The organism is Microbacterium sp. AG238 (genome assembly GCF_003610405.1).
Lineage (GTDB): Bacteria > Actinomycetota > Actinomycetes > Actinomycetales > Microbacteriaceae > Microbacterium.
Window position 1 is genome coordinate 1,982,410 of the sequence record NZ_RAQC01000001.1, and the last position, 13,920, is coordinate 1,996,329.

The 13,920-nt window shown below is 68.4% G+C and carries 12 protein-coding genes; 8 read left to right on the top strand and 4 right to left on the bottom strand.

The window, feature by feature from the left end; genetic code table 11:
* Positions 1-61 precede the first annotated feature (61 nt).
* The 4 genes from DEU36_RS09270 to DEU36_RS09285 all read left to right on the top strand — a co-directional run bounded on the left by DEU36_RS09270 (position 62) and on the right by DEU36_RS09285 (position 3,252).
* A complete protein-coding gene (locus DEU36_RS09270) occupies positions 62-1,204 on the top strand; it encodes an ABC transporter permease (RefSeq protein ID WP_259455353.1) in 1,143 nt (380 codons plus the stop codon).
* Positions 1,201-1,905 carry an ABC transporter ATP-binding protein gene (locus DEU36_RS09275; RefSeq protein ID WP_120263893.1) on the top strand — a complete coding sequence of 235 codons (705 nt, stop codon included), beginning with the start codon at positions 1,201-1,203 and terminating at the stop codon, positions 1,903-1,905. Before DEU36_RS09270 ends, DEU36_RS09275 begins: the two co-directional genes overlap by 4 nt.
* A 10-nt stretch (positions 1,906-1,915) precedes the next feature.
* Positions 1,916-2,587, top strand: coding sequence for an HAD hydrolase-like protein (locus tag DEU36_RS09280; protein ID WP_120263894.1), 672 nt, complete (start codon positions 1,916-1,918; stop codon positions 2,585-2,587).
* 173 nt (positions 2,588-2,760) lie between these two features.
* Positions 2,761-3,252 carry a GNAT family N-acetyltransferase gene (locus tag DEU36_RS09285; RefSeq protein WP_120263895.1) on the top strand — a complete coding sequence of 164 codons (492 nt, stop codon included), beginning with the start codon at positions 2,761-2,763 and terminating at the stop codon, positions 3,250-3,252.
* Positions 3,253-3,276: 24 nt separating this feature from the next.
* Here the strand turns inward: DEU36_RS09285 and DEU36_RS09290 are convergent, their stop codons facing one another.
* Entirely contained in the window at positions 3,277-3,468 is a 192-nt protein-coding gene (locus DEU36_RS09290; protein WP_120263896.1) for a hypothetical protein, read from the bottom strand.
* A gap of 818 nt (positions 3,469-4,286) precedes the next feature.
* Here DEU36_RS09290 and DEU36_RS09295 point away from each other — a divergent pair.
* The gene (locus DEU36_RS09295) at positions 4,287-4,940 is read left to right on the top strand and encodes a hypothetical protein (RefSeq protein ID WP_147374375.1); all 654 of its coding nucleotides are present in this window, start codon (positions 4,287-4,289) and stop codon (positions 4,938-4,940) included.
* 235 nt (positions 4,941-5,175) lie between these two features.
* Here DEU36_RS09295 and DEU36_RS09300 read toward each other — a convergent pair whose 3' ends face one another.
* A complete protein-coding gene (locus DEU36_RS09300; protein WP_120263898.1) occupies positions 5,176-6,183 on the bottom strand; it encodes a hypothetical protein in 1,008 nt (335 codons plus the stop codon).
* 294 nt (positions 6,184-6,477) lie between these two features.
* Here DEU36_RS09300 and DEU36_RS09305 point away from each other — a divergent pair, with 294 nt between their 5' ends.
* From DEU36_RS09305 to DEU36_RS09315, 3 genes are read left to right on the top strand one after another with little or no spacing between them, the layout of a single operon-like run.
* The gene (locus DEU36_RS09305; RefSeq protein WP_120263899.1) at positions 6,478-7,950 is read left to right on the top strand and encodes a DUF3375 domain-containing protein; all 1,473 of its coding nucleotides are present in this window, start codon (positions 6,478-6,480) and stop codon (positions 7,948-7,950) included.
* The gene (locus DEU36_RS09310) at positions 7,943-8,677 is read left to right on the top strand and encodes a DUF4194 domain-containing protein (protein WP_120263900.1); all 735 of its coding nucleotides are present in this window, start codon (positions 7,943-7,945) and stop codon (positions 8,675-8,677) included. The genes DEU36_RS09305 and DEU36_RS09310 overlap by 8 nt, the downstream gene beginning before the upstream one ends.
* Positions 8,674-12,033, top strand: coding sequence for an ATP-binding protein (locus DEU36_RS09315; RefSeq protein ID WP_120263901.1), 3,360 nt, complete (start codon positions 8,674-8,676; stop codon positions 12,031-12,033). Before DEU36_RS09310 ends, DEU36_RS09315 begins: the two co-directional genes overlap by 4 nt.
* Here the strand turns inward: DEU36_RS09315 and DEU36_RS09320 are convergent.
* Together DEU36_RS09320 and DEU36_RS09325 are read right to left on the bottom strand one after the other, a co-directional pair.
* Positions 11,996-12,583, bottom strand: a complete 588-nt coding sequence (locus DEU36_RS09320; RefSeq protein WP_120263902.1) for a GNAT family N-acetyltransferase — start codon at positions 12,581-12,583, stop codon at positions 11,996-11,998. The two genes, DEU36_RS09315 and DEU36_RS09320, sit on opposite strands and share 38 nt — an antisense overlap.
* Positions 12,580-13,821: a cation:proton antiporter gene (locus tag DEU36_RS09325; protein ID WP_120264473.1), complete on the bottom strand. Its 1,242-nt coding sequence runs from the start codon at positions 13,819-13,821 to the stop codon at positions 12,580-12,582. Before DEU36_RS09325 ends, DEU36_RS09320 begins: the two co-directional genes overlap by 4 nt.
* Positions 13,822-13,920: the final 99 nt, after the last annotated feature.

Here is a 13,920-nt window from a genome sequence, read left to right on the forward strand (position 1 = left end):
GGAAAATGCCGACAGTGTGTCGGCTCGGTGGCGCCCGCCACCTTCCTCCCCTTAGGACGTGATGATGTTCCTCGCTGTGCGCGAACTGCGGTTCGCCCGAGGCCGGTTCACACTGATGGGTGTCGTGATCGCTCTGATCGCCGTGCTCGTCGTGCTGCTCTCGGGCCTCTCTTCCGGTCTCGTGAACGACGGAGTCTCCGGACTCAAGTCGATGCGCGCCACCGCCTTCGCCTTCGACGAAGGCACGATCACCGATAACGCCTTCAGCCGCTCGCTCGTCGACGGCGAGCAGCTCGCCGCCTGGCGCGACGCCGACGGGGTCGACGAGGCCGAGCCCATGGGCGTGAGCATCGTCAACGGGACGACGGTTGACGACGAGCAGATCGACCTCACGCTCTTCGGGATCGACCCGGGGGGCTTCCTCGCCCCGTCCGTGTCGAGCGGCACCTCGGTGAGCGATGACCTCGCCGGCATCGTCGTCTCCGAACCGCTGGCTGGCGAGGGCGTCGAGCTCGGCACCGTGATTACGCTCGACCGCATCGGACTCGAGCTCACCGTCGTCGGCTTCACCGAGGGTCAGGCGACCTTCGGACACGTCGACGTCGCCTACCTCCCGATCGACACCTGGCGTCTGATCGCGTCGAACACCGCCCAGCCCGGAGCCCCGACGGCCGCCCAGATCGCGGCTCTCGACTACGACTACTCCAGCGTGGTCGCGGTCGAGGCGCCCGCCGAGACCGACCTCGCGGTCATCGACGAAGCGGCCGGCACGATGTCGATGTCGCGCACCGAGTCGTTCAACGCCTCCCCCGGCTACGAAGCCGAGACCCTCACGCTGATGATGATCCAGGTCTTCCTCTACGCCATCTGCGCGCTCGTGGTCGGCGCGTTCTTCACCGTCTGGACGATCCAGCGCACGGGCGAGATCGCGATCCTCCGCGCCGTCGGCGCCTCGCGGGCATACCTCCTGCGCGACAGCATGGCCCAGGCCGCGATCCTTCTCGTCGGGTTCACCGCGATCGGTATCGGCGCCGGCGTGGGGCTCGGCGCCCTCATGCCCGACGCGATGCCCTTCGACCTCGAGGCCGGGCCGATCGCGATCGCCAGCGTGCTGACCATCGCCCTCGGGCTCGTCGGCGCGGCCGCGGCGGTGCTCCGCATCTCCCGCGTCGACCCCCTCACCGCCCTCGGAGGACAGCGATGACCACCACCACCCGCACACGTACCGCCGCTCTCGACATCCGCGATGTCACCCTCGAACGAGGAGACGGCGACACCCGCATCCGCGCCCTCGACGGCGTCTCGCTCACCGTGCCCTCCGGCGAGTTCGTGGCCATCGTCGGACCGTCCGGCTCGGGCAAGTCGTCGCTGCTCGCGGTGGCCGGCGCCCTGACGACCGCCGACTCGGGCACCGTTCGGGTGAAGGGCACCGACCTCGCGACGTTGGGCAACAACGCGGCCGCGCGTTTCCGCCGCAACACGATCGGCTTCGTGTTCCAGTCGGGCAACCTCATCCCCGCCCTCTCCGCGGCCGATCAGCTCCGCCTCGCGGGACGGATCGCCGGCAACTCCTCGGTCGACCCCGCACCGCTCCTCGAGGCGGTCGGCATGAGCCATCGGGCGAACCACCGCCCCGGTCAGCTCTCCGGCGGTGAGCGGCAGCGGGTCGGCATCGCCCGCGCGCTCGTCAACTCCCCGGCGCTTCTGCTCGTGGACGAACCGACCGCGGCGCTCGACCGCGCGCGCAGTCACGAGGTCGTTCAGCTTCTCGCCGATCAGGCGCATCGCTCCGATGTGGCCGTCGTCATGGTGACCCACGACCATGACGTCCTCGAGCACTGCGACCGCGTTCTGGAGATGGTCGACGGCACCCTCACGCCGTACTCCGTGTCATCGCGCACATAGGGTGGGACCTATGACCCGATCGCCGTTCTCCTGCGTCCTGTGGGACATCGACGGCACGGTCGTCGACGCTTCCGAGGGCATCCTCCGCCGCCTCACGATCACGCTCGCGCACTTCGGTCACCCGGCACCGACGCACGACGAACTCATCCATTGGATCGGCCCGCCGATGCACGAGTCGTTCCAGACGAACCTCGGGATGACGCCCGAGAAGGCGACCGAGGCGGTGTCGTTCTACCGCGTGCTCGGCAAGGCCGACGGCTACACGACGGGAGCACGCCTCTACCCCGGCGTCGCCGACCTCATGGTCGAGCTGGATGAGGCGGGCGTGCCGCAGTCGACGGCGAGCTCCAAGCCCGAGATCCAGGTGCGGGCGCTCATGGAGCACTTCGGTCTCGCGCCCCGGCTGCGTGAGATCGTCGGGGCGACGAGCGACGAGAAGACGCTGAGCTCGAAGTCGGACATCGTGGCGGAGGCTCTCCGGCGCCTGACCGCCGACGGCGTCGACGTCTCGCGGCCCGTTCTCATCGGAGACCGTCACCACGACGTCGAAGGCGGCGCCGCGAACGACGTGCCGGTCATCTTCGTGTCGTGGGGCTTCAGCACGCCCGACGAGGCCGACGGCGCGATCGCCGTGGCGGCCGACATCGACGACCTGCGGGCGCAGCTGCTGCCTGCAGAGTGAGCATCGGGGAACTCCCCATTCGACGCCCGGGCTGCGTGCCAGAAATGCAGCGCCCGGGCGTCGACGGATCCCCCCGGATACGTCACGCGATGCGTGACGGGACAACTGTACTGATTCTCGCGCCGCACCGATACCCATAAATGAGACGGATTTCATCCGCGTAGCGTGCCGGTGTGACTCACGTGGATCTCCGCCCCTTCGACGATGACGACGCAGATGCCGTCTTCGAGATGATGCGCGACCCGGATGCCGTCTCCCAGGCCGCCTTCACCGCCGACGACCCCTCCGACCGCGACGCGTTCGACACCTGGCTCGAGCGACACCGCGCCGATGACCGGGTCTCGATGCTCGTTGTGACCGATGACGGCGGCTTTGCCGGCACTGCCGCTGCGTTCACCGTCGACGGCGACCGCGAGGTCACCTTCTGGATCACCCGAAACGCGCAGGGCCGCGGTGTCGCCTCGGCCGCGCTGCGCCTGCTCGTGGCCCGCGAGGCGGAGCGTCCGCTCTATGCCCGGGTCGCCGCGGACAACGCGGCATCCATCGCCGTTCTCACCAAGAACGGCTTCAGCGAGATCCGGCGGCAACGCGCCTACGCCCCCGCCCGCGGCGAAGAGATCGACGAGTTGGTGTTCGCGCTGCCGCCCACGCTCGACGGCATCTGACCTGACAGCTCGATAACGGGCCGGTCACTTCCTGAGTATGCGCGGTCCTGCGAGGGCTTTCACGAGCGCGGTGGCAGTGAGCGAGAGGACCCCAGCGCCGATCGACACCAGCCCGACGGGCCACAAGACCGCCGCACTCGACTCGTAGGACGCGGTCGACTCAGCCGCGGTGACGACGCTGCGCCAGAAACTGATGTCACCGACGCTCGTCAGCATGATCCCGACGATCAGAGATGAGTGCTTGGTTGCCCATGTCTGTGTTCTCTCTCCCTTTGTTGTTTTGCCGTGAAGGCACGTAGTGCTGAAGGCTTCACGGCGAAAAAACGGGCCGCGTAGCGGTCCATGCTGTGCCGGCAACGCCGGCTCGACCACCGAGCTCGCAGAGCTCGGCCCTGCCCTCCGCCGGTTCGTCGACGAGCTCGGCCGTCCCCACTGTGTGCAGGCCAGCCCCGCGACAGCTGGGCTGTGCACATTGGGGGCGGGGGGGGAGCGGCCGCACCATGCCCCACCAACTGGGGGTATTTGGTGGCGCTTGGGGACTGCCGCGGCGCGGAGCGCCGTCGACTGAGGCACGGGTCGTCGACGCGGGCCCACCGGTGTTACCCCCGGGGAGCGCGGATGGAGGTAACACCGGCAGTAGTAGCAATAGTGGGGTTTACCAGTCGGTCGTAGCGGCGGTGACGATCTGCTTGACGTCGCTGAGGCTGTAGCCCATGCGGCGAGCGGGGTGAAGTACGCCGCGTCGAGGGCGGTGGGGTAGCGCCAGGTTTTCTTGCTGGTGCGACTCTCGATTCCGCCGATCTCGTGCGCCCGGGCATTGCCGTTGCGGGTGGCCTCGCCGACGGTGCGGCGGTGCGTGGTGAGGCCCTCGGCCACGAACAAGGAAGCCGCCGAGCGACCAGCCAAGACCTCCTACACATGGCGGCTACCAGACTAGACCACGAATTTCTACTTACGGCTGAACGAGCATTTTGGCACAATGAGCATCATTGAGCCAAAGCCGTTCGATGCCTGGAGATGGAAAAGAAGGACGCATGAGAATCGCAACAAGATCTAGGACAATTCTCGCGGTCGCAGTCTCGGCAGCGATCGCCCTGAGCCTCCCCGCAGGAGCGGCGACGGCGGCATCGGGAATCGACGAAGACACCATCGAGCACGAGGTCCAGCAGATCCACGAACAGCGGGGAATGGACACGTCGCTCGAATCCCTCGAGACGACCGTAGTCACCCCCGCCGACGCCGACGGCAATTTCGAAGTCTCCATCACGCGGGCAGGTGCCACTGGCTTCAGCGTCACCTGCGCGGGAACGACGAGCACGAATGCCGTCCGCGATCCTCATTACTCGGCCGGAGCTGGTGGCGCCATCTTCAAGACGGAGATCTGGTGCAGTGGCACTGGCAACGCACCTGCGACTGTAGACATCAAGCATGCTGGCTCGCTCTACTTCGCCCCCTCGAACTCTGCCAACAACACCTCGAACTTGTCGTTCTCCAGCCGAGCATCCAGCTCACTAACGCAGAACGTGGTCGTCAATGGGACGGGTAAGACGTTCTACACACCCAAGCAGGGAGAAAATGGTGGCCGCGGAACCGGGTTCTGGAGGGCAACCGCGACCTGGTACTTCGAGGTCGGGGGGCAGCTGTCGACGGTCGGCTCCCAGACTAAGACCGTTTGGAAGACCATCTGAGTCGCATGAGCTCTTTGAAAGCACGAAGCGTGGACCCTCGCTACGCGTCGCAGGTCGTGGGCGGGCCGATCTATCGAGTTGACTTCTGGTCGCGGGACGGGGCCAGCGACGAATGGCTGCTCGAGCACGCCGGTAGCTTCCATGATGTGCTCAGGTGGGCCACAGCTCACGCTCAAGATCGGGAATTCGTGATCTACGCGCAGGCTGACTCTGAAAGCTCGGTCATCCTGAGACTTCACGGGCAAGAGCCAGGCGCGCAATAGCGCGGCGCCACGGTCCATGCTGTGCCGGCAACGCCGGCTCGACTGCCGATCAACGAGCTCGGCCCTCCCCACTGTGTGCAGGCCGATCTGACGTGCGCTGGTAGCGACGTACCGTACGGCCTTGTCCCATTGCCGGGCGAGGATCGCGGCCTGTACGCCTCGTCGACGCGGGGCGCGGCCGCGGGGCGGGTCGCGCGTGTGCGCACGTGCTCGAGGCCGGCTGCGTCGTCGACGAGCGCGGCGACGTCGGCGTGGTGCCACCTGGCGGCGGCCGCGCCGACGAGAACGCGGCACAGCTGCGCTGAGGCATCGGCGCCGGCCGGGAGCTCCCGGAGGGCCGCAGCGCTGACGGCGGGGAGCTCGCGGCGCTGGCCTGGCAGGTACAGGCGGCGGTGGGCGTCGACCGGGATAGGGCCGCTGGGGCGTGCCCGGTCGGAGTCTGCCGGCTCGGCGTCGTCGACGAGGGCCGCCAGGTGGCTGGTGAGGTCACGAATCGCGGCGGCAGAGGTCCGGGGGGCCGTCAGGACGTCGAGGGAGCCGGTGAGTGGCACGGATGCCCCTCCGTCGCGGTGGGGCGCTCCTGGAGGGCGCACGCAGCCGATGCGGGGGTTGGAAAGCGGTGAGAGGTCGAGGCTCGGGCAGAGGTGCTTGACGATACGGTTGAGCGTGGCCACGGTGTCGGCGTCGGCGTCGGCGTCGATCGAGTCGGCCAGGCCGATCCAGATGTGTCGGCCGCCGGCAGGACCGGACGCGCAGACCAGGAACGGGATGCCAGCGTCCGTGAGGTATCCGGCGAGGACGTTCAGGTCACGCAGGGGCGCTGCGGCGTCTCCGTGCGCGTCGAGGTCGAAGGCGAGGAACCGGAAGCGCTGATCGGCGCCCGGGAGGTACATCGCCCGCGGCCGCGCGGGTGCCTGTTCGCCCACGGCTCGGTCGATGTAGGTGTTGAGGGTGTCGCCATAGGCGTCGACCACGGCCACGCGCCCTCGCACGCGCACGCGAGGGAGCGGAATAATCGCACGGGTCAGCGCCCAACACGCGTCTGATCCATGCTGGTTTCGAGTCATAGGAAGGGTTGTGACGGCACCACCTTCAGGCCCGCCCTGGGGGGTACGACAAAGGTCCGACTCCAACCGGTTCTTTGAAGGTCAAGCCTCGATCTGTCTTCGTCGCCAAACTCAGGAGATCGACGAGCTCGTGTTCGCTCTCCCGCCCACGCTCGACGGGATCTGACGCGACAGCTAGGTGTCGGCGCGCCGGATACTGTTGTATGAATGGGAAGTTCTCGCGCTGAGGCCGCATATGTGCGTGCGTTGTCGGCGTTCCGTACCCCCACGCTCGATCTCCTCCACGGCCGCTACGCGCCGTTCGTGGTCGCGACGCTCTCGCTCGTCTTCTCCGTCGACCGGCCGTCCGTCGAGATCTCCGACGCGCATGCCGAGGTTGCGGAGATCCTCGACGAACTGCGAGCCGCGGGATACGACGAGAACGAACGCGAACTCCCGGCGGGCACCGCCCGTGAGATCTGTCGCTACTGGGTGCGCGTCGGCTGGCTCGTCCCTCAGATCGAGAACGACACCGAGGTCTACCGGCTGACGGCGCACGCGGTGGGCGCGCTGGAGATCACCGGACGCACCACAGGCGGACGCACCCGCGTCTCGAACTCCCGTGTCCGCACCCTCCTGGAAGCCGTCGAGCGGCTCTCCGACCACGCTGAGACCGACCCTGAGGTGCGCCTCACGCGCCTCATCCGCGAACGCGATGCCCTCGACGCCGAGATCGCGCGCCTTCAGGTCGGGGAGTCCGAGCCGATCGACGATGAGCAGCTCCTCGAAGAGGCCGAGAACGTGCTGCACCTCGCGCGCGAGCTGCCCGCCGACTTCACGCGCGTCGCGGAGTCGATCAAGGCCATGCAGCGCGATGTCATCGCCGACCTCCGGCGCGACGTGCGACCCACCGGCGAGGTGCTGCGCGAGTACCTGCAGCGCGGACAGTACGTCATGCAGTCGACGCCGGAAGGCCGGGCGTTCGCCGGCGCGCTCCGGCTGATCGGCGATCCCGAGCGCATCGACAGCCTCACAGACCAGCTGCACACCCTGCTCACACAGCCCTTCGCGCGTCTCATGGACGCCGAGCAGCGCGCCGAGCTCGACGCGATCTCGAGGCGCGTCGAACTCGGCGTCGAAGAGGTGCTGACCGCGCAGCGCCGTGCGTCGCGGGTCATCACCGCGCAGGTGCGCACGCACGACCCCATCCGCGATCGCCACGTCGACGATCTGCTGCGCGATGTCATGGCCGGTCTGCAAGCCTGGACGCACAGCACGTCATCCGAGGCCACCGTCGACATGATCCGCAGCCTGCCCGCAGCCGACATCCGCCACCTGCGGCAGTCGACGACCGACATCCGACCGCCGCGCACACCGGCGCCGTTGACAGCGTCCGACGAAGACGCCCAGATGCTGGATGCCGATACGCGGGCCTGGGGCGGTCCACGCTACGCCGAGCTCGAGGCACACGTCGCGGCCCTCGGCGAGGAGTTCGACCTCGGCGCGGCATTCCTCGCCGCGGACGACGACGTGCGCCGCCCGGTCGACCTCGTGGGCCTGCTCGAGATCGCCCACCGCAACGGCATGCGCGAGGGTGACGACCTCTCGGTGGTCGAGGCGCGTCGCCCCGACGGGACGACACGGCGCTTCGCCTTCGGATCCGTGACCGCCCGCACCTCGAAGGAGCCCGACGATGACTGACACCGCCAGCCTCGGCACAGCCGAAGACGAGGCCCCGGGTGACGGCGCATTCGTCGAGCCCGCTGCGATGGAGGACGACCTCGGCGAGCTCTTCCCCGGCGATCGCGGGGTGCTCGATCCCGCGGTGCGCCGCGTGCTCGTCCACCTGCTGCAGCGACGGTTCGTGCTCGCGGACCGCAACCGCGAGGAGTGGACGGCCCTGCTCGACAACCAGCAGCTCATCGAATCGCGCCTCAACGACCTGTTCGTGCGGCTCGTGATCGACCACGACCGGGGCGTCGCCTACAAGCAGCAGGTGCGCTCAGACGAGCTCGATGTTCCGATCCTGCTTCGGGATGCCGCATACACGCGGTCCGAGACCCTCGTCCTCGTACACCTGCGCACGGTGTACCAGCGGGAGTCGGCGGCCGGTGAGCCGGCTGCCCGGGTCGACATCGAGGACGTCGAGCAGACCGTGATGAGCTACTTCGCGGATGCCGACGGCGACACCGCGAAGCGGCAGAGACTGATCCGCAAAGCGATGGACCGGCTCGCGCGCGACGGCATCGTCGACGAGGAGACGACGGGACGCTTCCGCATCAGTCCGCTCGTCGAGATCGTCCTCAGCGCTGAGAAGCTGCGCGAACTGCGCGATTGGCTGCGCGACCGGTCAGAGGCGGACGACACCGGTGGCGTCGCGGCCGACGAAGACGACGAAGACGACGAGCCTCAGGAGGAGGAGCTGTGACGATGCTCGAGACGCTGTTCGGGCTCATCCCGGCGGCATCCCGCGGCCAGCAGTGGCTCGCCGAAGACCTGCAGCTCATCAACTGGGGCGGCTACGAGGGCGCCCATCGCGTGCGCTTCTCCCCCGGTGCCACTCTTCTGTGCGGCGGCTCGGGGTCGGGCAAGTCCACGCTCATGGACGCGTACATTGCGCTCATGATGCCCCACACCACTCCCTTCAACGGCGCCTCGAACGGTGGCGTCACGGGGCGTCCGCGCGGTTCCGAGCAGCGCAACATCCTGTCCTACGGCCGCGGCAAGATCGACGAGTCGCGCACCGAGGACGGCACGAAGATGACCGTCCTCCGTGGCGACGGCGAAGACACCTGGACCGCGGTGTCGATGACGTGGATCGATCACGACGGGTCGCAGTTCACGGCGGTGCGAGCCTGGTACATCCCGGCCAGTGCACGCGTGCTCGAAGACACCGTGCGTGTGCGGGCGACGACCGATCGGGCCTTCGATCTCCGCTCGCTCGAGCCGGCCGCCGCGCAGCGACTCTCCGATTCCGCCGTGCGCGCTGCGGGTCTGGAGCCCGTCGGAACGGACCGCGAGTTCTCGGCCCGCCTGCATGCCGTGCTGGGCATCGGGGCGGCAGGGGCCGGGGCCAAGGCGATGAGCCTGCTCGCGCGCATCCAGGCCGGCCAGCAGATCACGACCGTCGACGACCTCTATAAGCGTCTCGTGCTCGAAGAGCCCGAGACGATGGAGACCGCCGACGCCGTCGTCGCGCACTTCGACGGACTCGAGAGCACGCGCATGCGCATGCTGACGGCCCGGCAGCAGGTCACCGCGCTCACGCCCATCCCGCAGTTGCGGGCGAAGATGGCCGCCGCGACCGAGCGCGTGAACCTGATCGACGAGGTCGGCTCGTTCTCGGATGCCGGTTCGCTCGCCACGCTCTGGCGAGCGGACAGACGCCTCGGGATGCTGCGCGACGTCGAGACCGAGCTGCGCGAGCGCAAGAACGCGGCCGAGGTCACGCTGCGCGAGAAGCGTGCGCTCGCAGACGGCGCCGAGGCCGAACGCGACGGCCTGATCGACGTGCTCCGGCTCTCCGGCGGCGATCGCCTGGCCACGGCGCAGCGCGAATTGCGCGAGGTGGAACGGCGGCTCACCGACGTCCGGCGTCACCGCGAGGTGCTCGACGCCGCCCTCCGCGGTCTGGGCGTCGAACTCTCGAACCGCGACGAGTTCACCGCGTTCATCTCCCGCGCGCGGGCAGAGCTCGCCGACTCCGATGCGAAGGCGCGTGCCCGCTCCGCCTTCGCTGAAGCCGCGTCGACAGCGAAAGCTGCGCGGATCGAGGTCGCAGAACTGGAGGCGGAGGCTCAGCGCGTGGCGTCTCGCCACGGCAACATCCCGCCCGCTCTGCACGAGTCGCGCGAGCGGCTGGCGGAGGCCGCCGGGCTCACGACCGCAGACCTTCCCTTCGTCGGCGAGCTCGTCGAGGTGCGCACCGAGTTCGAGCCGTGGCGCGAGGCGTTCAACCTCGCGCTCGGCGGCTTCGCGACAACGGTGCTGATCGACACCGCTCACCTGGGAAGCTTCCGGGCGGCGATCGAATCGGTCCACACCCCCGTGCGATTGCGTTTCGAGGGCGTGCACGCCGGCATGGAGCCGGTCGCCAACCTCGATCCGCAGACGCTCCCGGGCCGCCTCGACTACCAGAGCTCGCCGTTCACCGGTTGGCTGCAGGAGCGGCTCGAGACCCGTCACGGATACGTCTGCGTCGATTCCAGCGCCGAGCTGCCGAAGCATCGCATGGCGCTCACGATCACGGGACAGGTCGCGCAGGGCAACCGCGGCGCGCACGGTGGCCACGGTCGCGAGAACGTTCTCGGGTTCTCGAACGAGCGACGCCGGCACGACGTGGCACGTCTCATCGACGACGCTCGCCGCCGTCTCGACGACGCCCTCCGAGAGCGGAAGGCCGCCGAGACCGCGCTCGACACCGTCGACTCGCGCCTTGCCGTCTACGCCAAGATCACGGACCTGACCTGGGAAGAAGTCGACGTCGAGGCGGTCACCGCGGAACGGGATCGCTGGATCGGCGTGCAGAGCGACGTCACAGCCGCCAACCCCGAGATCGCCGATGTGCAGCGGAGGATCTCCGACATCAAGGACCGGATCTCCCACCTGCGCGACGAGATCGCCCGCGTGTCGATCGAGCGTGATCAGATCGAGGCGCAGTGGGCCGAGGTGATCGACGACGTCGATTCCGATCAGTCCGTGCTCGACGACGCCGAGCGGGCGGAGCGCACCCTCACCGCCGCGCAGTCTGCGTTCCTCGACGAGCGCTTCCATCTCAATGGGCAGGCCTCGGACGGCACTCCGTCCGAGGCGCTGCACCGCTTCTCTGCGGCTCTCGCGACGGCGGCGCAGCGCCTCGCAGAGGACCGGCGCGCGGCCATCGATGCCCTCGACGAGAGCCGGGAGAGCCTGCGGCGCATCATGGTGAGCTTCCTCGAACGGTGGCCGAATCCGAATCTGCTGCCTGACCCCGACACCTCGATCGACGACTTCGAACGCGCTCTCCACGCTCTCGAGACCAGCGGACTGCATGAGCTCGAGGCCGAGTGGCGCGACAGCCTGCTCAAGCTGTCGGGCAACGACCTCACGAACCTCGACTCGACGCTCAGTCGGTCGATCCGCGAGATCCGTGATCGCATCGAGCCGATCAACCGCATCATGCAGGATCTGCCGTTCTACGACGACGACCATCGCCTGCAGATCACCACGCGCGAGAACCAGTCCGAGCCCCGCCGTCGCTTCCGGCGTGAGCTGCGCGAGGTGCGCGGGCTCATCGAGAACGCCACGACGGATGACGAGCGCGAACACGCCTACCGCCGGATGTCGCGCCTCATCGGGCACATGCGGCGCTCGGCGCCCGACTTCGGCGACCTCATCGACGTGCGCAACCACGTTCGCGTGAGCGCCGAGCGCGTGGATGCCGTGACGAAGAAGCACGTCGCGCTCTACGACCACATCGGCGAGAAGTCCGGCGGAGAGTCACAGGAGCTCATCGCCTTCATCGTCGGCGCCGCCCTCCGCTACCAGCTCGGCGACGCCAGCGCCGAACGCCCCCGCTACGCGCCCGTGTTCATGGACGAAGCCCTGATCAAGGCCGATGCGCACTTCACCAAGCGGGCGATCGGAGCATGGCGCGGACTCGGCTTCCAGCTCGTCATCGGCGCCCCGAACGACAAGTACAGCGCCATCGAACCGCACGTCGACGTCGAGTACGACATCCTCAAGGACACGCGCGGCCGCTCCTGGGCTAAGCCGAAGGTCGCCCTGGAGGCGCCGGCCTCGTAACGGCGCGCGGCATCACCTTCTCGAACCGGAACATCAACTCCGGTACGTCCTCGTCCCCCTCGATCGCAGGGCTTTCTCCTGCCGGCGCCTCGCCGGGGTGTTCGAGCGGATGCCCGGGGTGGAAGAACTCGACGATGTGGAAGCCGCACACGTTGACGTAGAAGTGGATGTTGCGCACTTCGAAGTGGGGTGTGTGAGTCTCCCAGATCCGGGTGTCCGGGTAGCGCGCCTCGATCGCGTGCCAGGCCGTCCGCCCGAGCCCGCGCCCGTGAGCACCGGCATCGATGAAGAAGAGCTCGAGCGCGCGGCGATCGTCGTCGCCCGCGACGACCGCGCCGCCCACGATCTCGCCCTCCGCCACGATGTCGAGCACCTCCGATGCGGCGTCGTCGAACGAGGCGAACACCTCACGGTCGGACGGCGTCGGGACGTCCGAGCTCGGACCGTGATCGGTCACGGCGAGGGCGAACGCCGCCTGGAGACGCCGGGCGAACGACATCCGGTCGCTCGGGTCGGTGGGTCTGAGATCGACCCGTCGGACGATGTTCATACGGAGCCCTTCGCTATCAACGGTCGGTGATGGTCGCCGTGCGGAGCGCCCCACAGACGTCGAACGAGCAGCGGACCGCCGATCCCATGCAGGACGACGCTGCCGAGGACCACCATGCATGTCGCGGCGAGCACGAGGAAGCCGTCCTCCCCGGGGAGAGCGTTCGCCGCGATCAGCCCGAAGACGATGGATGCCGCACCGCGCGGGCCCATGGCGGCGATGAAGAATCGTTCCTTCGCGGTGGCGTTGCTGCCGCGAAGAGCCAGAGCCACCGGCACGAACCGCCCGACGGTCAGAGCCACCAGTGCGAGCACGATGGCGGGCCACCAATCGTAGGTCTCGCTGAGCAGGATGATGGCGGCGAAGCCGAACGCCAGCCACAGGAGCAGGTTCGCGAGCCAGCTGAGGTCCTCGAGGAGCGCGAGCTCGGCCCTCGGGATGCCGCTGGCCCCCCGCGTAAGGCGAATCACGAACCCAGCCACGAACACCGCCACGAAGCCGTTGCCGTGGAGCATGACCGCGGCTGCGAAGACGATGACCGGCGCGGCGACGAAGGCGATGCGCATACTCTGCGCCTCGGTCCAGCCGCGCTCATCGGCGAACCGTGTCGTCGCTCCAATGGCGAGGCCGAGCAGCCCGCCCACGACGATGGCGATGAGTCCGGCAGGCGCTGCGACGGCGAACGCTCGTCCGGCGTCGCCGGTGTCCCCCGCGCTGGCGAAAGCGAGGGCACCGAGCAGCAACGGCGACACGAGACCGTCGTTGTAACCGCTCTCGACACTGAGCCACCGACGCACCCGAGCGGGTACCCGACTGTCCCGGACGAGCGAGGTCTCGGGGGCGAAGTCGGCAGGAACCGCGATGCATGCGATCGCCAGGATCACGGCGATCGACAGCCCGAGCGGCAAGATCAGACCGACCGCGAGCACGAGCAGCAGCGAGAGCGGCAGCCCGATGCCGAGGAGCCGTGCCGGGACACCCGTGAACTGCGAGCGCAACGAGCCCCGGACATCGAGGGCGTCGACGAAGAGCAGATACGCGAGCACGACCTCGGCCAGCACCAGAGTGACCTTCGACTCCATGAAGAGAAGGTTCTGGGTGGGCAGGAGTGCGCCCGCGACGAGGCCGATGGCCGTCATGACGATAGGCCCGTTGACGCTCGCCCGACGGAACAGACGACTCCACAGCGCCCAGATGAACAACGCGAGGCCGATCACGAGCAGAACAGTCGTGGGCATCGGCTCTCCCGGTTCGTCACCTACGGCGCCGCCGGTGGCGACCACGCGAACTTATCGGCGTGACATGAGCACCCAATAAGAGAAAAGATGACAGAACGC